At 57.0% G+C, this 22,360-nt stretch carries 15 protein-coding genes; 6 read left to right on the top strand and 9 right to left on the bottom strand.

The genetic code is table 11. From position 1 onward, the window contains the following. Window positions 1-4 precede the first annotated feature (4 nt). From tssM to ACVDG4_RS06335, 4 genes are all read left to right on the top strand, one after another. Window positions 5-3,619, top strand: coding sequence for a type VI secretion system membrane subunit TssM (gene tssM / locus ACVDG4_RS06350; protein WP_447234414.1), 3,615 nt, complete (start codon window positions 5-7; stop codon window positions 3,617-3,619). Between the two features lie 54 nt (window positions 3,620-3,673). After that, window positions 3,674-4,411, top strand: a complete 738-nt coding sequence (gene tagF / locus ACVDG4_RS06345) for a type VI secretion system-associated protein TagF (RefSeq protein ID WP_447234412.1) — start codon at window positions 3,674-3,676, stop codon at window positions 4,409-4,411. 61 nt (window positions 4,412-4,472) lie between these two features. Then, complete coding sequence (locus ACVDG4_RS06340) at window positions 4,473-5,168, top strand: PP2C family protein-serine/threonine phosphatase (protein WP_447234411.1); 696 nt, start codon at window positions 4,473-4,475, stop codon at window positions 5,166-5,168. Further along, a complete protein-coding gene (locus ACVDG4_RS06335; RefSeq protein WP_447234410.1) occupies window positions 5,161-6,120 on the top strand; it encodes a serine/threonine-protein kinase in 960 nt (319 codons plus the stop codon). Before ACVDG4_RS06340 ends, ACVDG4_RS06335 begins: the two co-directional genes overlap by 8 nt. Before the next feature lie 12 nt (window positions 6,121-6,132). Here ACVDG4_RS06335 and ACVDG4_RS06330 read toward each other — a convergent pair whose 3' ends face one another. The 9 genes from ACVDG4_RS06330 to ACVDG4_RS06290 are packed head-to-tail and all read right to left on the bottom strand — an operon-like array spanning window position 6,133 to window position 18,265. Further along, a complete protein-coding gene (locus tag ACVDG4_RS06330) occupies window positions 6,133-7,899 on the bottom strand; it encodes a hypothetical protein (protein ID WP_447234409.1) in 1,767 nt (588 codons plus the stop codon). A 17-nt stretch (window positions 7,900-7,916) separates the two neighbouring features. Then, a complete protein-coding gene (locus ACVDG4_RS06325) occupies window positions 7,917-8,267 on the bottom strand; it encodes a hypothetical protein (RefSeq protein ID WP_209173364.1) in 351 nt (116 codons plus the stop codon). Further along, window positions 8,267-10,159, bottom strand: a complete 1,893-nt coding sequence (locus ACVDG4_RS06320) for a tetratricopeptide repeat protein (RefSeq protein ID WP_447234408.1) — start codon at window positions 10,157-10,159, stop codon at window positions 8,267-8,269. The genes ACVDG4_RS06325 and ACVDG4_RS06320 overlap by 1 nt, the downstream gene beginning before the upstream one ends. Before the next feature lie 34 nt (window positions 10,160-10,193). Next, on the bottom strand, window positions 10,194-10,835 hold the full coding sequence (locus tag ACVDG4_RS06315; protein ID WP_447234407.1) for a DUF3540 domain-containing protein: 642 nt from the start codon (window positions 10,833-10,835) through the stop codon (window positions 10,194-10,196). A 25-nt stretch (window positions 10,836-10,860) separates the two neighbouring features. Beyond that, window positions 10,861-11,937, bottom strand: coding sequence for a hypothetical protein (locus ACVDG4_RS06310; protein ID WP_447234406.1), 1,077 nt, complete (start codon window positions 11,935-11,937; stop codon window positions 10,861-10,863). A gap of 33 nt (window positions 11,938-11,970) precedes the next feature. After that, window positions 11,971-13,500 (bottom strand): type VI secretion system Vgr family protein, encoded by a 1,530-nt coding sequence (locus ACVDG4_RS06305; protein ID WP_133950701.1) that lies wholly within the window; start codon window positions 13,498-13,500, stop codon window positions 11,971-11,973. 31 nt (window positions 13,501-13,531) lie between these two features. Continuing rightward, a complete protein-coding gene (locus ACVDG4_RS06300; protein WP_081450578.1) occupies window positions 13,532-13,936 on the bottom strand; it encodes a PAAR-like domain-containing protein in 405 nt (134 codons plus the stop codon). Beyond that, complete coding sequence (locus tag ACVDG4_RS06295) at window positions 13,936-15,057, bottom strand: pentapeptide repeat-containing protein (protein ID WP_447234405.1); 1,122 nt, start codon at window positions 15,055-15,057, stop codon at window positions 13,936-13,938. The genes ACVDG4_RS06300 and ACVDG4_RS06295 overlap by 1 nt, the downstream gene beginning before the upstream one ends. After that, window positions 15,050-18,265 (bottom strand): DUF2169 family type VI secretion system accessory protein, encoded by a 3,216-nt coding sequence (locus ACVDG4_RS06290; protein ID WP_447234404.1) that lies wholly within the window; start codon window positions 18,263-18,265, stop codon window positions 15,050-15,052. The genes ACVDG4_RS06295 and ACVDG4_RS06290 overlap by 8 nt, the downstream gene beginning before the upstream one ends. Before the next feature lie 519 nt (window positions 18,266-18,784). Between ACVDG4_RS06290 and ACVDG4_RS06285 the strand changes: the two genes are divergently transcribed. Both ACVDG4_RS06285 and tssH read left to right on the top strand, forming a co-directional pair. Next, window positions 18,785-19,297 (top strand): Hcp family type VI secretion system effector, encoded by a 513-nt coding sequence (locus tag ACVDG4_RS06285; protein ID WP_409685534.1) that lies wholly within the window; start codon window positions 18,785-18,787, stop codon window positions 19,295-19,297. 215 nt (window positions 19,298-19,512) lie between these two features. Next, on the top strand, window positions 19,513-22,254 hold the full coding sequence (tssH, locus tag ACVDG4_RS06280) for a type VI secretion system ATPase TssH (RefSeq protein WP_447234403.1): 2,742 nt from the start codon (window positions 19,513-19,515) through the stop codon (window positions 22,252-22,254). The last annotated feature ends 106 nt before the right edge of the window (window positions 22,255-22,360 follow it).

Below are 22,360 nucleotides of genomic sequence, written 5' to 3'. Positions count from 1 at the left end.
AAGTATGATCAGGACGTATTTCGCAAGCCTTTTGAGACCGGTAAGCCTGCTGATCCTATTGCTGCTGATCATCGTATCGGTTGCCATCTATTTCTTCGGTGGCATCGTCACGATTGCAGGCTTTACGCCGTTTGCGCAGACCGAGCCGCGGATCATTGCGATTGTCGCGCTCTTTGTTCTGTTCTTCCTGATTACATTCCTGCGCCATGTTCTGGCACGCCGGGCGAATGCCAAGCTTATCAACTCCATGCTTGCCAATGACGAATTGGTGTCCATGGGAACGGACATGTCAGCCGATGAGGTCGAGCTGATCCGGGAGCGGTTCGAAGCTGCCCTCCAGAAACTGCGCGACAACCCGCTGGACGGCAAACGGCGCCGGAATTTCCTGTTTGAACTGCCTTGGTACATCATCATTGGCCCGCCCGGCACGGGCAAAACCACGATCTTGCGTAATTCCGGGCTGGAATATCCGCTCGCCGAACATGGGCAAGAAGCGCTGCAAGGCATTGGCGGCACACGCAACTGTGACTGGTGGATTTCCAATGAAGCCGTGATGATCGACACGGCCGGACGGTACACGACGCAGGACGTCAACAAGGGCGTTGATGCCGCAGCTTGGAATGGCTTTCTCGAGCTGCTTCTCAAGTTCCGCAGACGGCGTCCGGTCAACGGTATTTTGCTGACCATCAGCATTGAGGATGTGGCTGTTGCGGACGAGGACAGCCGGAAACGCCAGGCGGAAATTCTGCGCCAGCGCCTGCGCGAACTACACCGAACATTCGGCATGCGCCTGCCGGTCTATGTCATGTTCACCAAGTGCGACCTGATCGCCGGGTTTGATGAGTATTTCGACGACCTGAAGCAACGCGAGCGGGATCAGGTCTGGGGCGTCACGCTGCCCTATGACCCGCAGCAGATCACCGTCGGACCGGCATTCGAGGCGGGTTTCACAGATCTTGTAGCGCGTCTGGAAAAAGACCTGCCGGGCACGCTAAGTGAAGAGCGGAACAACAGCCGCCGGTGCCGTATTTACGGCTTTCCCTATGAGTTCGGCTCTCTGTCCACGGTGTTGCGGAGCTTTCTGGCGGATGTTTTCCGCTCCAGCCGGTATGAAGCACAGCCCTTGCTGCGCGGCGTCTATTTCACGTCCGGAACGCAGGAAGGAACGCCGTTCGATCGTTTGCTTGGCGCAATGGGCCGCAGTTTCCAGCTCGCCCCATCTCATCAGATGCCGCTCAGCGGGCAGGGCAAATCCTATTTCATCAAGAACCTGCTCTCCAATATTGTCTTTCCCGAGCAGAACCTTGTGGGTGTTAACACCGGTTTGGAGCGGCGTCTGGCAGCGCTCTACGCCGGTGCTCTCGCAGCGCTGTGTGCCTTTGTCATCGGCATGTCGGCCTACTGGCTCGCCGGCCTTAATCACGCTGAGCAGACGGCGGAGAAGGTTGAAGAGCTGTCCAACCGGGTGAGTGTTTTGCGCACGGAGGCAGACCAAAACCGTTCGCTCATCAGCATTCTGCCAACGCTCAATGCCGCCAAGGCCTTGCGGGATGAGGTGATTGATCAAGAGAATTGGCTGACCGTCACGCCGTTTTCAATTGAGTCCCAGTCCAAGCTTCTTCCAGCTGCCACGAAGACCTACGATTCGTATCTGACCGAGTATCTTCTGCCGTCGATCGCCTCGCGTCTTGAAGCGCAAATCCAACTGGTTTCGAACACCACCGGCAGCAATTCGGCGCTGCTGCGCGATCAGCTCGAAACATACCTCATGCTGACGACCGGACAGAACTACAACGCCGACAAGGTTAGAAGCGCCTTCCGTTCGCAGAACGAGGCCGCGTTCGTGCTCAACCCGGAAAACCGGGGCGCAATGCAGGAGCACATGAACAACCTGATTCAGCTCCTGCCGATCCAGACGGCCGTTGATCAGCCGATCGTCCAGGAAGCCCGCGACCGGATCCAGCGCGTTCCGCAAGCAAGCGAAATCTATAACCGCATGGTGACGGATTCCGCGCAGCGCTACCGGGTCGCGCCGATTAATCTGACGCGCTCGCTCGGGGCCGGTGCCCTGTTCATCGACAGTGCGACAGCAGGTGGCCGCAGCCTGATCCCGGGCCTTTACACCAAGAACGGTTTTTATAACTTCTTCCTGGCCCGGCTTCCGGAATACATCCGCTCATCCATCGGGTCCGACTGGGTGCTCGGGGATAGCGTCAGTGATACGACCTACAACCGGCTCGCCCAGGAAATCGTCCGGATGTACACGCAGGACTACGTGCAGGCCTGGCGTGAAGGGATCAGCTATATCCGTGTTGTGGAAATCGGTTCGCTCGGCCGCGCTCAGATTGTTCTGCAGGACTTGTCGAGCCCGGATTCGCCGCTCACGAATGTTTTGAATATCCTGCGCGAAAACACCCAGCTGCCGCTCCCAGGTGCTCAGCAAAATCAGGCGGCAACACAGGCAGCATCCGCAGCGTCCTCCGGTGCTGCAACCGGCATCGCAGCTTCTGCCAGTGAAGCGGCACAAAGGGCGGCGGTGGAAACAGCGTTCGGTGATGCGCCTTGGCCGGGGATCGCAATCGAAAATGCCTTCCGGCCGCTGAATAATTTGACCGATCCGACGAGCAGTCAGACACTCGACCGCGTTCAGCAGCTGTTTGGCGATCTTTATGGCAATGTATCCGGCGTTGTCACGGCTCCTGACCCAACAAAAGCCGCTTACGACTTGGTCAAGGGAAGAGCGCAAACTCCGACCACCGACTCCTTCACGACCTTGCGGGCGGAAGCGTCTACCAAACCCGAACCTGTCCGGTCGATGGTTCTATCGATTGTGAACCGTACTTGGGATCTTTTGAACAAGTCTGCCTATCTCTATCTGAATGGCCGATGGAAGGATGAAGTCGTACCAGCCTGTACGTCCATCATCGCCGGGCGGTATCCTTTCGATCCGGATGCGCAAGAAGACGTCAGCTTGGAAGATTTCACGGATCTGCTCGGCCCCTCCGGTGTCATGGATGCGTTTTACAACGACTATCTGAAGCCGTTCATCGTGGTGCGCCGGCGCCAGTTCAGCCCGATCCAGACGCAAGGCGCGGGCCTGGGCTTGGCTCAGGAAACGCTCAACCAGATTTCCACGTCTCAGACAATCAAGGACGCGTTCTTTGCCAAAGGCGGCAGCAGTCCGGAGACCAAGTTCACCATCCGGCCGTCCTTCCTGGACCCGGAAGCCCTGCGCTCGACCTTGAAAATTGACGATGACTCGATCGTTTATCGGCACGGTCCGGTCCGCGGCAAGGACTTCAGCTGGCCGAGCCAAGCGGATGCGAGCACCGCGGAACTGTCGATCACCCTTCTGGACAATTCCAAGACCACAATTCTCAAGGAAGGCACCTGGGCGATTTTCCGGCTCTTGAGTGCCTCCGGCCTGTCTCGAGTCCGTGGCCGCGACCGGTTCGAGTTCTCTGTCGAAAAGGTTGTGAAGAAGGAACAACGCATCGACAACGGCACCAAGACGGTTGATGTCAGCTACAAGGGCAGCTTCGCCTTGAGTGCCGGCAGCGTTGTGAACCCGTTCAACCTTGGGCTCTATTCATCCTTCCGGTGCCCGCCAGCTCTTTAAAGCGGACCGGCCGGAAAACGTTTTGAACCATATGGACCAGGGAGGCTGGGGCGCATGCATATCTGCGGCTTTTTTGGCAAACGCCCCGCCGAACGAGATTTTGTCTTCGAGGGCTTGCCGGCGCGGGTAACCGACGCTTGGGCAAACATCGTGAGCAACTGGCTTCATGCATGTACGACCGCTGCGCCGCAGACCTGGCACAACGCTTACTTCAGTGCCCCGGTCTGGCGATTTGCTCTGCCAATCAATCATCTCGATGACCGCGCCTGGATTGGACTTGTTGCCGGATCCGCAGACACCATGGGCCGGACCTTCCCGTTGGCTGTTTTGATGTCGATGCATGTGGAGCAATTCAGCAACGACATTATTTTCCAGATCGATGAAATCATGGATCGCCTGGAGCTTGACCTTCTGACGTTCCTTGCGGGCGAAAGCAACCGCCGCAATTTCCTCAACAGCGTCACAAATTGTTCCGCGGACATCAGGGCGGCGATAGATGAGCCGCCCTACAAGGTTTCGATGACGCTTCCCGACCTAAAGAGTGATGAAGCGGGCCTGTGCATCCCATGGACAGATCTGGTGGCTTCGAATGAAGTGCCAGCGCACATACTGGTCTGGCCGGAGACGGAAAAAAAGAAGAAACGATCACCGGCTCCGGGCTATTGGTGGCATGAAGGGTCGCCGGAACGGGTTAGCGAGGTGTGTGTGTTCTCAGCCATGCCCGAAGCGGACGCCGCCCGGGGAATTTTCATGGGGCATTGGGAGGCTCAGGGCTGGTGTGAGCGGACTTGAAACAGCATGCTGCTATTTCCGGATCACCCGGAGATAGCGCCTCAAACGGCAAAACGAAGACATGGTCACAGAAAAGAAAAAGACCGGAACAGGCCTGGAGATCGAAACCGCCACCCGGCAAGGCACGCGCCACAGTCAGAATGAAGACAATCATGTGTCCAAGCCCGAACATGCTCTGTTTGCTGTCTCTGACGGCATGGGAGGGCATCGGGATGGTCACCTAGCGAGCCGCGCCTTTGTCGAAGAGCTGCAAGTGATCGAGTTTGCAGATGGCGAGGGCGTGAACGAACGGCTCCAACGCATCGAAGCGGCCTTTCATCGTGTGAACGACCAGCTCTACGGCAGTTATCTGGAAAACCCGGATGCGGACATCAGCGGATGTACCGGTTTGACCCTGATCATCCACGACGGATATGCCGGGTGCCAGTGGGTCGGCGACAGCCGTCTTTATTTGTTGCGCCAAGGTCATCTCTTTCTTGTATCGGAAGACCATAGTGATGATTTGGGGCGGCTGACCCGCGCGCTCGGCTCGCATGAGGACATCCTGGTCGACAGGCGTGTGATCGAGTTCTTGAAGGGCGACTGTTTTGTCCTGTGCACCGACGGTTTGTTCAAGGGGGCCAGCGAAACAACGATCGCAGATGCGCTTGCAGATGGTAGTGCGGGTGTCGCGGACCGTTTGGTTACTCATGCGGTCGAGGGTGGTTCATCGGACGACGTAACACTGATCACGGTGCGGCTGAACGACAATGGCTGAAACAGACACGGATCTTGGCTATACGCTCGCCGTTGATGCGATGGCGGAGCCATCCGAAATTATGACCCCGGTGCCGGGCCTTGTGCTGAAGGACCGCTATTTGCTGATCAAGGAAATCGGCCGGGGTGGACAGTCCCTGGTTTTCAAGGCGCGGGATCTTGTCGCGGCAAAAGCGGGATTGTCAAAAGCTGATGTTGCTTTGAAGATCATCACGGCGGGACCGGAAATAGAACCGGATTTTGTCGCCCTGATGCATAGGGAGGCGCGGCGCCTGCGGGACCTCGTCCATCCCAACATCGTTCGTGTGTACGATATGGACCGCGTTCAGAACCTGCATTTCATGGTGATGGAGTATCTGGAAGGGGACACGCTCTCCAGTTTTCTGCGCAAGGCGGAGGACCGCAAGCTGGAGCTCGCTCAGGTGATCCGGCTGGTGCAGGATTTGGGCTCGGCTCTCGAGTTTGCCCATGCCAACGGGATCATCCATTCCGACCTGAAACCCGGCAATGTCTTTGTGCAAACCGATGGCTCGGTCAAGCTGATCGACTTCAACATCTCCGCACCGATTGCACCGTCCTTGCGCAAGGATGAAGAAGACACTATCCGCATCTTGATCCGTCTCGGCGCAATCACCCCGAGTTATGCCTCGCCCCAGCGGCTGGAGGGCCACGAACCATGCGCGGCCGATGACGTGTTCTCGCTGGCGGTCATGGTCTATCTATGCCTTGCTGGACGCCGGCCGTTCGGACCTAAAAACGCGCTGGAGGCCATGGAGGCGTCGGTTCAGCCAGAGAGGCCTGAGCATCTCTCTTCGGCGCAGTGGACGGCCTTGATGAAGGGCCTTGCGTTTGACGATGCAGGACGGACACCGGAAGTCATGAATTTCGTAACGTCCTTCGCCGCGCAACGCCAATCTGCAGCCGATTGGATCCGGTCGCAGCTCAGTTGGTAGGTCAATGCCAAGTCAGATCCCGATCCTGAACCTGAAGTGACGGTCGCCCCGAGCCGAGCCTGTGAGTGTGGCATCGATATCAAGGACGTCCTCGTCCTCTTCAGATCGGGCTGCGCTCACCGAAAACTGGATAGCATTGAAAAGGGCGTCTGATATCTCGTCGAGCCGGGCTTGAAGGTTTTTGGCAGACTCTTCTGCCGTCTTGGAACCTGACGGCGCCGTTGAAAAAGCCACCTGAAGCAGAGTGTTGAGCCGGGCCATGGAAAGTGCACGCGCAACACCTGCGTTCGGCTCGTCCGACTTGCTGGCCGAGACCGTGCGGGACCCGGCAAAATAAACCTCTGCCCGGTTGGCTTGGCCGCGCAAAACGTTGATCCCGGCTGAGGCAAGTGACAGAGCAGAATCTTGCGAGACAAAAGTCATGACGCTGTCCGCCACCGGTTTTCCGGTATTGGTGTGTTCCGCCGTTTCCAGTTGATCAATCGACAGTTTTTGACCAGCACCAAAGTCGGGCCATCCGTTTGCCGCTTGGGCGTGGAGAATGGACAGCAAGGCAACCCAGCTGCCGGGCAGACCAACATCGGCCGGACCGTCATCATCAGCAATGAGGCGCCCCTTGTTCCAGAACAAGGCAAGACTGTTCGACGCTGCAGATTGCCGGAGGCTTGCAAACTGTTCAAAGCCGATTTGATCCAGCATTTGGTGCGGCGTGTCCCGGCTGCCGACGGTGTCGGCGCTTTCTCCGGCAAAGTCCGGGGCGAGGGTGCCGAGCAGGCACGTCGCATTTTCCGCTGCAACCATGGCCAGACGTTTGAAGTTGGAGGCGCCGTCCTTGGCGAGGCCGGATTCATTGGCGGCAAGAACCACGTCGAATGCGGCATGGGCGAGCGCACCCTCCGGTTCTTCCAGGCTCGCCAAAACATCCTCGATCGCAGCTGTCGCGCTGACCTGAACGAGGAACAAGCGTATTGAGCTTTCGCGCGGCAATTCAGCCAGCAACATCCGCAGTGCGAGCCAGTTTTCCAGAACCTGATGCAGGCGGCGGTCTTTGAGGAATAGAGCGGCTTGGTCTTCGATCATTGCGTCGAAAGAGGCGCCTCCGCCGGCAGGTACAGGTGTGGACGGCGCAGGTTTGCGCGGTTCACCACTGGAGGTCTGGGACAAGAATGCCTGGACCGCATGCTTTGCAAGGTCCTGTGTGACTTCACTGTCTGCCGATCTCTTCGGTGCTTCGACCATGGAGAACAGGGTATCCAGCCCATCATCTTCATCGGAGTTGGAGTCAGAAGCGGGAGAACTCGATGTCTGAGGTTTGGGAGCTGCGTTACGAGATGCAGGTGTTTCCGGAGCTGAATGCGCACTCGATGATTTGGCTGCGTCCAAGAGCAGATCGAACCGCTGTCCATGATCGACCAGTCCGGACACACCGCCCATTGCCATGGCAGTCTTGATTGTGGTGCGAAACTCAAGCGCCTTGCTAACGGAAGCGGGTTTGAAGTCGCGCGGACGTTTGAAAGACACATCTTCGATCAAGGTGGCCGGGAGCGTCCCGAGGATGTTTTTTGCCTCTACCGTCAGGGCTGGCGCGAGTTCGCTGATCAGCTCCGAGATATCCTTTCCGGTGATTTCCCGAAGACCGGCAACGGACGTTGCGAAGTCGCCAAAAATCAGAACACGGTAGGGCGGTGGCGGTTGCCGGTCCTGAGGCAGCGGGGTTCCATCACCCAAGCCAACGGAAAACGACTTGATGCCGGTGGGGATCTCATCGTCCTGAGCCATGGACCGGTCCTTTCCGGTTATCTGATATTCACGCGGGTCGGTGTCGCCTCGATCGCCAGAAACGCCAAGGTTTTCTGATCAATCACCACCCGTCCGTCGACACTATAGCCCGCAGCGCGGTCCGCGACATGTCCGGTCACTGCAAACTCGACGACAGGGCGCGAGGACCATTGACCGCTGCCGACCGGCGTCACGACGAGATCGAGCGTCAGCTTCTGCCCGTTGCTCATAATCTCTGTTGTTTGTCCAAGCGATTTGGCTTCCGATTTGCCGTCCAGATAAACTTGTGGCGTGCGGTTGCGCAGGTAATCGTAAATGCAGGCATGTAAGGCATCAGGCTCTTGTGTCGCAGGCCGCCAGGCACTCATTATGTTCCCTCCGTTTGCCCGCCGGTCGACGCCAGCCGGTTGTCTATGCGCGCATGGATGTCATCCGTCAGCTCCGGGATGAGCGTTGCCCAATGGCCAAAGCGTGGTGCCTTCAGAACGTCCATGCTCGGATACCAAAGGCTTCGATCTGTTTCGGCGTACCAATACCATGGGCACATGTACTGCGCGATGACCAGTCCCGGTGTTCTGGCAGCCCCGGCACCATGCAGGATTATTCCGTCCGGCCCCACAACAAAATCGAGTGCGTGCAGCAGAGCCGCAAGATCGTCGAGGCGTTTGATGTGCGCGCCCGCATCAATAATTCCTTGATGACCAGACAATTGTCTGCGGCTGTGATCCCAAACCGTGCTGACCAACGTGCCAGGCAAGGATCGCAACGCGGGCAGCAAGGTATCAAGTGTCAGGCCGGGCTGCGCTTCGTTCCAGGCGATCCCGATCCACGGCCTCGGAAACTCAGAAAGGGCGTCCTGCCAACGTTTTAATAGCTCCGGTTTGACCGGCAGATACGGACAGGGCCCGGTTACGCCACCCCGCAGATCATTCGGCAATCCGAGGATTTGGGAAATTGGAAGGGTCACCGGAGCAGCAGGTTGCTCAGCGTTGCCGTTCGGCGCGTCGTTCGGCAGAAAGTTGTTGTATCCGAAAAAGCCGGAGAGCTGGGACAAGGTCGAAGGACCGGCTAGCGGAGCAGATTTGTCGCGGCCCGCTTGGTCCAGAAAGCGTGCAAGCACCATGAATTCCAGATTGGACAGACCGGGGTCAATGACCATGACGGCTTCACTGACCCGTTGCTTCAACACGTCAGGATTTGTGTCTCCACTTTGGCCGCCGTTCAAGGTCGCAACGACCGGCTGTTCGAGCGTTGAGGGTACTTTTTCAATTTGTCCGGTCGACAGGAAGGCATCGCGCAAGATGCTGAATAGCCGGCCCCGGACCGGATCCTTCATGCCTGCTGCATTGGCCATCAGTGGCTCCAGGAGCTGTATGGCCTTTTCTGGTTCTCCCGCCAAGCGATAGGCCGTGCCCAGCGTCAGCGTTGCTTCCATTCGGTCTTTGGCGCCCTTTGCGACCGGAGCAAACTCCCGCAAGGCTTCCAATGCTTCTCCGCGTTCCGCCTTGATCTTGATGTAGCTGAGCCAGGCGGGCATCAGATCTGGAAAAAGGGCTTTAGCGCGGCCGGCGATCCGCAAGGCTTCGCTCGATTGACCGATCGCGGCAGCATTGTTGGCAAGCGCCAGCATGAATTCCGGGTTCGTCGGTTCCTTCAGATGCGCTGCTTCAAAAAATGATGTGGCTTTCCCGTGGTCGCCAAGCGCTGTCAGTATTTGGCCGACAAAGGCTGACAGGTTGCTGTCGTCCGGTGCGTTGCTCAAGGCTTCCTGGGCGATCATCAGAGCCGGAGAGAACAGGCCATAGGCATAGTAAAGCCGCGATATGCCCAGGAGGATATCGGTGTCGCCAGTGTTGCGGCTCCGAACGGTGTTCAGAAGGTCTTCCGCTTCCGACAAGGCACCTGCTGAGGCCAAAAACTCGGCTTTCAAAAGAGCGGCCTGGGCATGATACGGATCCAGGGCGAGAGCTCGTTCCACCAGTTTTTCAGCGTCTTCGGGCTTCTGGCTGATGATTGAGATCTTTGCGGCGAGCGTCAGAAAACCCGGGTCCTGGCCGGTGACTGCGGTCGACTTCGACAACAGCGTTTGAGCCCCTTCCAGATCGCCGTTCGCCAGACGGGTTTCAATCAGACCGGACAAGGCCTCCGGATGGCCCGGCGAGACGTCCAGAATGCTCTCATACAGGAGCGCTGCATTATCGTGCCGGCCGGCCAACGCATGGTCTTTGGCCGCTTTCAGCCTATCATCAACTAGGAGCATTCAATTTCCGCAATCTGCTTTTCCGAACAGCACTTTAGCCCACGCTGACGCGTTTGGCATCAAGCCGGACATCTTCTTCAGCCGTAATCATTGAGATGTCACTGTTCTGAGTGGCGACGCTGTCAATGTTCTGAACCAGAATACCGGCCTTGAGCGTTTCAGTCTCTTTGACCGAGCTGCTGCGGCTTTGCGCAGTCGTCGTGATGGTCCGGGCATTGACCATCTTGTCCACCAGCGTTTCCATTGAGCGGGTGAAGTTGGTGATCAATTGCTTTCCGGTCTGGGTCACGCTTTCCGCCAGCACGTTCATACGCCGTGCACTCACGTGAACATCCGGTGCGGACACGGTGAGGCGCCCCTCTGATTTCAGCGCGACTTCCTTGGCACCTGCAACTCCGATTTCTGCAGATACATCGGCGTCGCGGGTCAGCACAGATAGTATGAATGCTTGGTCACCACCTCGATAAGCCAGAACCGTATCGCCGATCGCGGGGGCCAAAAGACAACCGGCGGCTTGGCTTGCATGGATCTGCTCACCGTCCGACAAGGTCACCATGGCGTCCTGTTCAGTCAGAAGTGCCTTGACGATGCCGGTTTCAAGGCCGTTGCCGGGAGCGGGCGGCTGTGTCGCTGTTTTGGTTGTCGTTTCCGCCTTGCGGGATGTTTGTTTTTTCATAAGCGACTCTTTGGCGATGGGTTTGTCAGATTTGCGCGGTGCTGGCGATTTTTGCTTCCCACAATGATATCATGGACTTGACGTTTACATTCGCACATTCTGCGGCGATCTGTTCTGCGGTGATGCCGCCAGTGCTGGCTTTCACAGGGATTGCGGTTGCTTCCGTCGCTGTCGTGTCTACCTTGACGGCTTTGGACCTGAACGTCGCCCCAAGCACCTTGAGTTCACCTTCCTTGATTTCGGTTTTCCAGGCAAGGATGTCTGTTTTGACCAATCCGATATCGGTCTTCAGCAAATAAAAGGTGATCTTCGTGATCGGCTCGATATTGAGGCTAAATGCCAAATTGAATATGAATTCAGCCGCGATTTTGACCTGAATATTCCCGCCGCAGAACATCTTGAAGTACGTGCCGTAATGCCGTGTGTCGGTGTGGGCATGGATCTCTTTGTATGAATTCGCGTGATAGATTTCGTACTTGTTCGCTTCGTAGTATTTGCGCGAGACACTCGAGACTTTCTCGTATTGCTCGCCGTCGACCGTCTTTGTGTCTTTCCTGACAGTGGTGTTGAGATCACCAAGTCCATTGGCGCCGGCGATCAAATTGATATCCTGTTCATTGCCGTTGGTGTCAGTACCGGACTGGATCGTGATCGCTCCTTCATCCGACTGGATGTGCATGGCACCTTTTGGATTCAGGTAAAATTTCTCGCCGCCCCGGATCAGGATCCGGCCATCGCAGGCCATGAGGATGCCTTTCCCCCCGCCAGCTGCATTTGTGTAGATCGCATCACCCGCTTCATCGGCGATGTGTTGTGCCGGAAAATAGGCGGAGTAGGTATCAGAGCCTGCATTGTAGGCGGTTTGTTCGACATCGGCGTATTCCCCAAGACGCAGCAGGGTGCCAAGGCCTGAGTCGTCCGCAGACGTATTCGCTGCACCCGGTGTGCTTGGGACGTAAAAGTAGGTGTATGTGGTTTGGTAGTGAGTGCCCGTGTCGTCTTCGACAAGGGCATCACTATCCGTCACATTGCTCAGGGAGGTGTTCAGATCGGACAAAGCCGCGGTCAGGGAATTGATCTGCGTATCATAGGCCGAAGACATTCTATGTCCTCCCAATGTGGGTCTTTGCAGACCCTACGCGGAACCGTCGCTGATCTGCATGATAATGCCGGAAGCTGTCCGGGTTCTGTGCGCGACATTCTGGTTTGTCGCCGTGACAGGGTTGACCTGCTCCCCGTTCGATACCGCGCCCAAAATGACCGGGCGGTCCGGATCGCCGTGCAGGAAGCCGAGCAACACCTCTGTGCCGATCAACAGTGTGGAGTGGGACCCGTAGCCGTCTCCGCCGCCATAAGGTTCCATTTTCCGAACGACATAGCTTGCTTTGCCCTGCGACAGGCCGCTTTCCTCGTCCAGAATTCGGACGCGGTAACGGCCAGCGCTGTCGAGTTCGGCGCGCTTTCCTTCGGTCTCACCATCGATCACTGCGGAAATGTACCCCGGGATAGATGGCTTTGGTGTGACAATGGATGGCCGGAAGCCATTGTCGAACGGAACACAAACAAAGCTGTTGCGATAGGGTTCTGGTGTCATGTGGGCCGAACTGAAGCCGAGCGGCGTTGTGTTGACGCAGCTGTGGGTGACTTCGGTTACGATGTAAAGACCGTCAAGATCCCGGATCGGATGGTCCTTTAACTGAAAGAAGTATCCCGGGCGCAGGAGCGGAATGTTGCTTTCGCCGGTGAATTGCTGACGTTCCGTTTCAACGAGTTCGACCCGCCGCTTGGCGATGAAGTTGCCTTCTGAAACGGTTGCGTAATGCTCACCATAGCGGGTGGTGATGCCCTGGCCGGGGAAGCTGGCGTCTTGAGAGACGAACAGGTCTACCTTCGGGGTTTCCTCGTTGTATTCCCGCAAAGCCACTGTGCCGCTTTGGGTGATGAATTTCTGGTTGAACGACCAGATGCCGAAGTCGCCGGTGCCCATCACCTGTTCTTTGCTGCGATAGGACAGCTCTTCGGTGATCTGTTTGCCGGAGAGCTTTGTGAAATGCTCCTTCCGATCGCCGAAGACAACCTTCTCCTTGTCACTGGAATGATCGAAGGAAAAGAAGATGCCGAACCGCTCACACATGCGCTTCAGAAAATTCAGGTCGTGCTCCCGGTACTGCATGACGAAATGCAGTTTCGGGTAATCCCCGCTGGACGGCAGCATGTCGTACTGGATCTGGCGCGGAACGCGGCTCGAACTGGTGTTCGAGTTCTTCTTGTTCGCATCGCTCAGCTCGCTTGTCAGGATATCAACGACGGTGACATCCTTGTCCGTGCCATACACCTGGTTCTGGGCGCTGTGCCGCAGCATGGAGAGTTCAGGTTCAATGACGAAGCGGTAACAGAACTCGCGGTTCGGTGTCGGGTCGCGTGTCTCTGCGCCTTCAATGACACCCTGCGCCTGCATCTTTTCTTCGCCCATCTCCAGTGTGAGCGTGGCGGCCTTGCCCATCATGTCTGGGAGCTTGATAGGGTCTTTCGAGACGATATCGGTCGTAAACCGATACCCGTCGGTCAGGGCCTCAACACCGTGAAGGGCTTCCACATACACGTCGCTGCTCGATACGCCGGGCAGGGTGATCGACATTTTTCCCTGCATCGCTTCGCTGCTCATTGTCTGATCTCCTCTTCTGCCGTCGCGCCGCTTAAAGGCTCGGATTCAGCAGACGTATTTGTGACGGTACCAGAGTGGTGCCGACAGAATTGGGTGAAACGCCGTTCTGCGCTGTCGGGTCCAAAAGTGCGCGGGTTGCCGGCATGCACTGAAGGAAAAGTTTGGTGGAGCCCTTCACGTTCCGGCTGTTGGAACACACCATACCCGAGGCCACACCGGGGCCAGGCCCACTGACCGTAACCGGTGCCAAGTTTGTCATATTATGCGCGGGCATGCACATGATGAGTGAGCGGAAACAGGTCGGGATTTCCGTCACCCGGAAGCCCATGGAAAAGAGCGGGATCGGGACCGGGCCGACCGGTGTTGTCTGCAGATAGATATCCGGAACCGAGAAGTCCATTCCGGGGATCGGGCCTTGTGAGTTTACAAACACCATCAGAGTGTCCCTCCTTGGCCCGCACCATCGCCGTCGAGGGCGACCTTGTCGGGCCGGTATAATTCTGCAATCGCACGATCAGTATCGGTCTCGATCCGGCTGCCGGATGTGCCGAGCATCACAGTCTGTTCGGTCTTGGCTGCATGAAATTTCGTAAGGTTAAAATTGCTTGCCGAAAGAGAGGCGCCCGACAGGTCGGCGTGCGAGAATTCGACCTGACGCAGATCGCATTGCTCAAACAAAGCCGCCCGGCAATCCGCTTCCTGGAAGACGGCTGAAAACAATTGCGAACTGTTGAACCGGGCTCCGGAAAGACCGGCACCTGCAAAGTTCGCCATGGTCAGCTGGCTGCCTGAGAGATCCACGCCGTCCAGTTTGCTTTTCGTGAAACCGGTCGTATTTGCCGTAACGCCGCGCAGGCTTGCGCCTTCAAAATCACATTCGGCAAACACGGACGCGCTGAGGTTGGCACCGTTCATATTGGTGCCTTTGAATTCGCCCTTGTGGAACGTGCAGTGCTGCCAGGATTGACCGGATAGATCGAGCCCGGAGAGGTTCGCATCAGCAAACACGGCAATGTCGATAAAGGTGCCGGTGATATCCACCGGCCGCAGATCGGCATCGGTCAGCATGAAGTTTGACAGAACCGCGTTTGCGAAGCTGGCGCCCGTCACGTCTGATGCCAAAACGACCGCGCGATAGAAACTCGCTTTGGAAAAGTCGGCATCCATCAGGTCCGGCTGCGCAAAGGAGACCTGATCGAACGTGCTGCCCGAAAAGTTGCAGTTGCTGGCGTTCCCGGCAACGATCTGTGCGCGCTCAATATACGTGTCGCGCATTTCCGACGCATCCATGTCGCAGGACACAATCTGGGTGTTTTTCAGATTACAGCCATTGAAACGCGCGCCTTTGAGTGTGCATGAGACAATCTGGGCATCCGTTAGGGTCGCTCCGGAAAAGTCGCACCCGGTTAAGTCGCACTCGATAAATCTAATCCCGGCAAGGTTCATGTTTGCGAAGGACATTCCCGAGGCGATGCGGAGCATGATCGGTTGTTCATGGGCGTGGAACGCCATGACATCTTCAAATGTGATCGGTTTTCTGTCCGGCATCTTAGGCATGGGTCGGTTGCTCCAGAAGTGTCATGCCAAGGTTGGCGCCGGAGAAGTCGCAGCTGGCGAGTTTGGCCTCAAGCAAGTCTGCGGCGAAGAGATTGGCAGCCCGCATCGAGCAGCGCCGAAGATCGACACCGGTGAGCGCAGCGGCAAAAAGGTTGGCCCCGAAGAAGTCACTGCCCGCAAAATTGGACCGGCCGAACAGCGAGTTGCGGAATGAAGACAACCTGAAATCATTGGCTTCCAGGTTACATGCGTTGAAGAAACAAGCGGTCCCGCTCGCCCTCAAAAAACAGCATTCGGGCATTTCGGCCGTGTTGAACGAGCTCTCGGTCGCATGAAGTCCGTCAAAGCGCGAGCCGGTCAGATCGCTTGCGCCCATGATACCAACGGACAACCATTTGCCGTTGATCGCGCGCATCCCCGGTGCCTTCACTTCCATAAAGCCAATGCGTTCCAGGTCGCTGTCGCTTAAGTCCAGGCCCTTCATGGACAGGGTCACGAACATGGTCCGGAGCAATTTGGAGCTTGTCGCTTTAAATCCGTCCGCCGATCCGGTCAGGATCTGACAATCGGTGATCCGGCTTTGCTTGAACTGCATGTCGTCGATGTTGGTTTCAATCAGGCGCACCTTCTCAAGATCTGCCCCGTTGCCTGTCGAGCCGGACAGGTCCGACTGGATGATCAGGAGGTCATGCAGTTTTGCCCGATCAAGCGCCAGTTCCTGTGCGCTTGCCTTGTTCAGGTTGGCGCGAGTCATGTCGCAGTCGGAAAAGTCGACACCCGTGAGCGTTGCCCCGGAAAAGACAGCACCTGTCAAGTTCGAGCCGGTGAACCGGGCGTCTGTCAGGTCTGATTGCTCAAAGAACGTACCGGAAAGATCCATGCCGCTGAAATCAACGCCGCGCAGATCTGCGCCAGCAAGATCGGCACCTTTGAAATCGTGACCATCGCGCAGTTTTCCGGTGACAAACGCACCGAGACGGATTGGAACCCCCTCGGGCAAGGCCTCAAGTGGAAACAACGGGGCAGGGGATTGCTGGCGGGCTGTTGCCATGGAGTCTTCCATGGTCTCTTCCGCCTCGTCCATACGGTCCTTGGCCGTTGCCACCGACGCCAGGGCCGTCTCAGATGGTGTTTGGCCTTCAGGCGGCTGCGGCCCGTCTGCTTGCATGCTCTCAACCCTCTCCAAAAGGGTTTCAAGCATTTCACCCGGCTTGTCTTTCGGAATAATGGGGGAGTCGAGTTTGGACAGCCCTTCTTCCAGCTTGGCAGTCAGGTCGTCCATCGGCATGTCATCTGGTTGACTTGCCAAGAGGTCTTTGAACGAAGACTGTTTTGTTGCGGGCGCAGGCGTGGCTTCGGCCAGCTCCCCGATCATCGCACTGAACTGGTCGTCGATGGCGTCTGCTGGCGGTTTCATGGCCTCGTCCAAACCTTCAAGCTGGGACAAGTCCATTTCGTCTATGGCCTTGCGGGCGTCGGCCAGGATGCTGCCTTCCGGCTGCTTCATCGCCCGTGCAACCGCCTTGGTATACGCGAGCTCGATGTCCTCTTCCGATGGGGCTTCCGGTTCGCCGAAGATGCCCGCCAACGTTTCATCCAATGCCCCGGCAGCGTCGGGATTGTCGTCCAGTCCCGCAAACGGACCGGACGGTGAGCGATCTTTCAGGGCCGTCAGTTGGCCTGTGACTTCCTGAAGGCCGGACGCGAGGTCCGGGTCGAGTTCAAGATCTGAAAATCGGGCTATGAAAGCGTCATCGACAATCGGTTTTTTGGCGTGTGGCGGCAGCAGCTTGGGCGGTGTTGCTGCGACAATTGCTCGCCGCTGAAGCTCTGCTTTGGCCATTTCGCGGTCGCGTTTTTCCAAAAGGGCGTCTTCAACCGCTTTGACGTCATCCAGAAGGGCGGCCAGATCCAGGTCACCGTTTTCAAGTTCTTCCGGGGTGGGTTGGGCAACCAGAGGAATATCGTCGATGATGTCTGACTTGGGCGGCGGGACGAGGTCACCCGGCAAGCCCTCATCTTCCAGCATCTTGCGCGCTGCCCAGTTCTGGTTGTCCATGAACTTCTGCCGGTCGGCCGCAGCTTTTTCCAGTTTTGCTTCGCGCTTGGCGCTGAGGATTGCCGGATCGACGTCCGGCATCAACTGATAGTCGGCCAGCGCATATTTGTGCGCTTCGTCTTTTGATGTCCGTTTCTGATAAACATCAGCGTAGTAGGCAGCATCCCGGCTGACGGCATCCGTCTCTTCCAGGCCAACCATGATGGCCGCAATGTCTTCTGCAAACCGGTCTGTGCCACGCAATAGGCCACGGAATGTCAGAACGGCCTTTTGAACATTCGGAAAAATCGTCACAGTATCGCAGCGCATCGTTGTCTCGATGAGCTCATTTGCGTCGGTCAGCTTGTAGAAGCATCGGGCGGTCAGGCGCGGCAGTTGTCCGCCAACGGATGCCTCACCGCGCGACATGCCGGTGATCGCAAATGTTTCCCCGCCTTCAAAGAAACCATCGAACCGTTGATCCTCTGGCGCCTCGCAGTGATAGAGCGGATTGAAGTCATCCGGTTTCAGCGGCGAGATATGGTCGATCCAATGCTGATCATACGTGCCGAGATACTTCAGGCGCGCGGCGTCATCCGCTGCGATTGGTCCGAAATGAGCTGGAACGGGTTGGTCATCCGGCGCCTTGATCAGCCTTGCGGGATCTTCAACATTCGGAAGCGGCGCATCGTACCCGGCCTCCAGAATGCTCCTTGCCCCGTGTCCTTTACCACGCGCATTCGGTGCGTAGTTCGGGCCGCCAAAGGCCTGCGCTTCGCCAATCGGCATTTTGAGGAACGGAACCGGCCGGCTCATTTGCACGCCTTGGTCCGTCAGTTGCCAGACGCGATCGCCGAAAACGGCGAGCTCTTTATGAAACCGGTCAAACCGAACAGAGACGCGGATGCCTTCAATCGGGGCGTCAGTCGTTGATAGCGCACTGCCTGCAATAATCACTTCGCCCTTGGGCTTCAGCTGGCCCTTGTCGAAGATGGCACCGTTGGGCATTTGCTCCGTAACCATTGGCCAAAGCGCTTGCTCGGTCAAAAGCCGGCCGGGCTCCTCGAAGTCAAACAGAGCATAAGCCGAGACTGTAGTCAGCGCTCCGTCCTTTGAGGGTTCTGTTTGGTGCGCTACCGAAACCCGGGATGGTTTGATGATAGCTGGCAAAGGCCTTCTCCGTTGCGTTCGTTATTCAATCGAATGATTGGTCACTCGATCCATCTGGAGCCTGTCGTCTACAGGACGCAGACAGTGTCCTGCAAAAGTTACAATAGCATCACACCCATACAGGTCCTTTCCAAGCAAAGTGAGGGACCAGCTACCTTGGGTCAATTGTCTAATATCTGCACATCAGGATTGAGAGTGCTCTAATCCAATTTTGAAAAAGTGAATGATTTCAATGATTGTTTTAAATCCGGATTTTGAGCCGGCTGCAGAACGGCGGGCGGAATGTGATTCAAATCACAAGGAGAATGCGCAGAGAATTGCACACCATGCCCCTCACTGTGAAGTTTTCTGCACAGTTTAACACTTTCTTAAATCGGAAATTATCGGGATTAAGTATCTGAAATGTATGAGTATTGGCGACGAGAGGTCAGTTTGGCACGCAGCTTGCGAAGTGAAGGGCGTCGGAGGTGAACAACCTTCTACCGGAATTTCGAAAGCTCACATACGGGAGACGATAAAATGGCAAACGTTGCATACATGACCATCAGCGGGTCCACCCAAGGCGAGATCACGTCAGATGCCACAACAGCTGATTCCATCGGCAACAACTGGCAGGAAGGCCATGAGGGCGAATCCCTGGTCTACAAGTTCGAGAGCAACGCAATTGTACCGCGTGACCCGAACTCCGGCACCGCCATCGGCACCCGCCGCCACCAGCCGACAACCATCATCAAGCCGCTGGACAAGGCGTCTCCGTTGATGTGGCAGGCATTGGCCACCGGCGAATCCCTGGAAATCACCATCAACTTCTGGCGCACCTCGACGGCTGGCGTTCAGGAGCACTACTACACGATCAAGTACACAGATGCGGTCCTGGTTGAAGGCAAGACCATCTTGCCGGATGTCTTCGATGATGCGAACGCATCTCGCGGCGATCAGGAGCAGTGGTCCTTCACGTACCGCAAGGCGGAGTGGACCCACGAAAAGGCCGGCACATCCGCGTCCGACGACTGGCGCGCTCCGGTCACCTGATTTCGGTGCCAGCAAAGAATTGTTGACGGAATGCCGCTTCGGAAACGGGGCGGCATTCTTTTTAACGTTTGTACGATTAATTCAGCTCATTCCGCATTGTGCGGGAAACGTCTCTTTGCGTAAGCTTGAAGCGTTCTTATGACACGCCTGTCATTAAAGGCCGCTAACAGTTGGGAACAATGCACGTCCGTGCATAATTTTGGGGGTTGCTCACCGTGCTCGACCTTGATCTTCGCCGCCTCATCGGCCGTCTGAACGCCTATTCGAAACGCTCACTCGAAGCTGCTGCAGGCCTTGCGGTGACACGCGGGCACTATGAAGTCTCCATTGAACATGTGCTGCATGTGTTTGTCGAAGACAGTCAGCATGATGTTCAAAGCGCGCTGAGACACTTCGAGATTGATCCTGCTGTCATGCGGAAGGGGCTTCAAAGTGTCCTTGAAAGCATGAAGACAGGCAATCAGGGCCGTCCGGTGTTTTCCCCGCTCCTCGTCGAACTCATTTCCGATGCCTGGCTGGTCAGTTCTGTGGAATTGGATCTCGATCAGGTCCGCTCCGGCAGCCTTCTGGCCACAATTTTCGCCCAGCCGAACCGTTACGGCGATGACCGCTGGCTGCAATACATGGAAGACATCTCGTTTGCCGGGTTCAAAAAGGACTTCTCCGACATCATCGGGAATTCCGAGGAAACCACTGCAGGCCTGACCGCAGCACCTGGTGGAGACGACAAGGCGCCGTCAGTCGCGCCTGGAATGAGCCCGGACAGCGCGCTCGCTCGCTTCTGCACGAACTTCACTCAGGCTGCCCGTGAGGGCAAGATCGATCAGGTGTTCTGCCGGGACCGCGAGATCCAGCAGATGATCGACGTTCTTGGACGCCGCCGGAAAAACAACCCGATCTGTGTCGGTGAACCTGGTGTCGGTAAGACCGCAGTGGTCGAGGGACTTGCGGTCAAGATCGCCGAGGGCGATGTGCCGGACATGCTGAAGAATGTTGAGCTGATCGGCCTGGATCTCGGCATGCTGCAGGCCGGCGCCGGTGTGAAGGGCGAATTCGAAAACCGTTTGAAGGGCATCATTGACGAGGTCAAATCGTCGCCGAAACCGATCATTCTGTTTATCGATGAAGCGCACATGCTGATTGGTGCAGGGGGTTCTGCCGGTGGTGCGGACGCCGCAAACCTTTTGAAACCGGCTCTGGCGCGGGGTGAGTTGCGCACCGTCGCGGCGACGACCTGGAGTGAATACAAGAAGTATTTCGAAAAGGATCCGGCACTTGAGCGCCGGTTCCAACTGGTGAAGCTGGACGAGCCGAGCCCGGAACAAGCAATCACCATCATGCGCGGCCTGCGCAGTGCTTATGAAAAGAACCACGGCGTCTACATTCGCGACAATGCCGTTGTAGCCGCAGCAAAACTCTCCGCGCGCTATATTTCAGGCCGTCAGCTGCCGGACAAGGCCGTGGATGTGTTGGACACAGCCTGTGCGCGCGTGAAGCTGTCCTTGTCATCCAAGCCGTTCGTGATCGAGCTGAAGGAGAAGCGGCTTGGCGAATTGAACCGGGCGCTCGGATCATTGACCCGGGATTCGCAGGCTGATTTTGCTCCCGATGATCCGCAAGTTGAAGAGATCGATGCTGAGATCAAAACAGTCGAAGCGGAAATCGCTGAGCTGACAGCCCGTTGGCAAAAGGAGCTGGATCTCGTCAATCAGATCCTGAAACTTCGCCATGACCTCGGCCTTAGCCTTGAGGGGGACGAGCCGGCCGCAGAGGAAGAGGCGTCCGGCGAAGAGGGCGACGGAACCTCCGATGATGCAGAAGCCGATGCAGGCGACGACGCAGCCGCAGCCGATGGTCCAGTTGATATCGAAGCCATGAAGGCGAAGTACGCGGAGATCGCCAAGGACCTCAAGGAAGCCCAGGACGGTGATCCACTTGTGTCGTTTGAAGTCACCGAAGAAGCCATTGGTCAGGTGATTTCCGATTGGACCGGTGTGCCGCTCGGGCGCATGGTTGAAAACGAAGCGGATTCCGTTCTGAAACTCTCCCAGAACCTCCAGGCGCGGGTGATCGGTCAAGATCACGCCATCCAGGCGGTCGACGAAGCCTTGCGGACTGCGAAGGCTGGGGTCCAGAACCCCGACGCGCCGATGGGCGTCTTCCTGTTCGTCGGCCCATCAGGTGTTGGTAAAACCGAGTTGGCAACGGCAATCGCGGACCAGCTGTTCGGCGGGGAGCGCTTCCTGATTTCCATCAACATGTCGGAGTTCCAGGAAAAGCACACCGTATCGAAGCTCGTTGGATCTCCTCCGGGCTATGTCGGTTATGGCGAGGGTGGTGTTCTGACTGAAGCTGTCCGCCAGCGGCCCTATTCGGTAGTACTGCTCGATGAAGTGGAAAAAGCGGATCTTGAGGTGATGAACCTCTTCTACCAGGTGTTCGACAAGGGTGTCTTGTCGGACGGGGAGGGGCGCCAGATCGACTTCAAGAACACGATTGTTGTCCTGACCAGCAACCTGGCCACGGATGTTCTGACCGAGATGGGCTCGCTTCCGGAAAAGCCAGATGTCGATGAGTTGGTGGCAGCCTGCCGTCCGATCCTGAGCGCGCATTTCAAGCCGGCACTTCTGGCGCGGATGCAGATCGTACCGTTCTACCCGCTGATCGGCGAGCCGCTTGAAAAGATTGTCCGGTTGAAATTGAACAAGGTCGGCAAACGCTTGCGTGAAAACCAGAAGATGGAACTGGTCTATTCCGATGAAGTCGTCAAATCGATTGCCGCGCGCTGCACGGAAGTTGAAACCGGTGCCCGGAACATCGACCACATCGTCAACCGCACGATCTTGCCGGAGCTGTCCACCGAGCTTTTGACAAAAATGGGCGGCGACGGAACAGACTTTACCAAAGCGACCATTGATGTCGGCGAGCCGGGCCACTTTACCTACAGCCTGAGCTGATGACCTTGCAAAGACAGGCTGGCAAAGGCGCCGCCTGCAAACATGAACACAATTGGCTTCCGGGCGGGCATACTGCTGCCCGGGGGATGAGTTCACATCTGTGCAG

Source organism: Roseibium sp. MB-4, from assembly GCF_053005265.1.
Note: the sequence above shows the minus strand (reverse complement) of the source record. Positions and strands in the feature narration are given on the sequence as shown.

Bases quoted from the DNA above. Each gene is read 5' to 3' on its own strand.
- ACVDG4_RS06295 (WP_447234405.1), bottom strand. From the start codon at position 15,057: ATGCCTAAGATGCCGGACAGAAAACCGATCACATTTGAAGATGTCATG.
- ACVDG4_RS06310 (WP_447234406.1), bottom strand. From the start codon at position 11,937: ATGTCTTCGGCCTATGATACGCAGATCAATTCCCTGACCGCGGCTTTG.
- ACVDG4_RS06325 (WP_209173364.1), bottom strand. From the start codon at position 8,267: ATGAGTGCCTGGCGGCCTGCGACACAAGAGCCTGATGCCTTACATGCC.
- ACVDG4_RS06335 (WP_447234410.1), top strand. From the start codon at position 5,161: ATGGCTGAAACAGACACGGATCTTGGCTATACGCTCGCCGTTGATGCG.
- ACVDG4_RS06330 (WP_447234409.1), bottom strand. From the start codon at position 7,899: ATGGCTCAGGACGATGAGATCCCCACCGGCATCAAGTCGTTTTCCGTT.
- ACVDG4_RS06305 (WP_133950701.1), bottom strand. From the start codon at position 13,500: ATGAGCAGCGAAGCGATGCAGGGAAAAATGTCGATCACCCTGCCCGGC.
- ACVDG4_RS06315 (WP_447234407.1), bottom strand. From the start codon at position 10,835: ATGAAAAAACAAACATCCCGCAAGGCGGAAACGACAACCAAAACAGCG.
- tssM (WP_447234414.1), top strand. From the start codon at position 5: ATGATCAGGACGTATTTCGCAAGCCTTTTGAGACCGGTAAGCCTGCTG.
- tagF (WP_447234412.1), top strand. From the start codon at position 3,674: ATGCATATCTGCGGCTTTTTTGGCAAACGCCCCGCCGAACGAGATTTT.
- ACVDG4_RS06285 (WP_409685534.1), top strand. From the start codon at position 18,785: ATGGCAAACGTTGCATACATGACCATCAGCGGGTCCACCCAAGGCGAG.
- ACVDG4_RS06300 (WP_081450578.1), bottom strand. From the start codon at position 13,936: ATGGTGTTTGTAAACTCACAAGGCCCGATCCCCGGAATGGACTTCTCG.
- ACVDG4_RS06340 (WP_447234411.1), top strand. From the start codon at position 4,473: ATGGTCACAGAAAAGAAAAAGACCGGAACAGGCCTGGAGATCGAAACC.
- ACVDG4_RS06320 (WP_447234408.1), bottom strand. From the start codon at position 10,159: ATGCTCCTAGTTGATGATAGGCTGAAAGCGGCCAAAGACCATGCGTTG.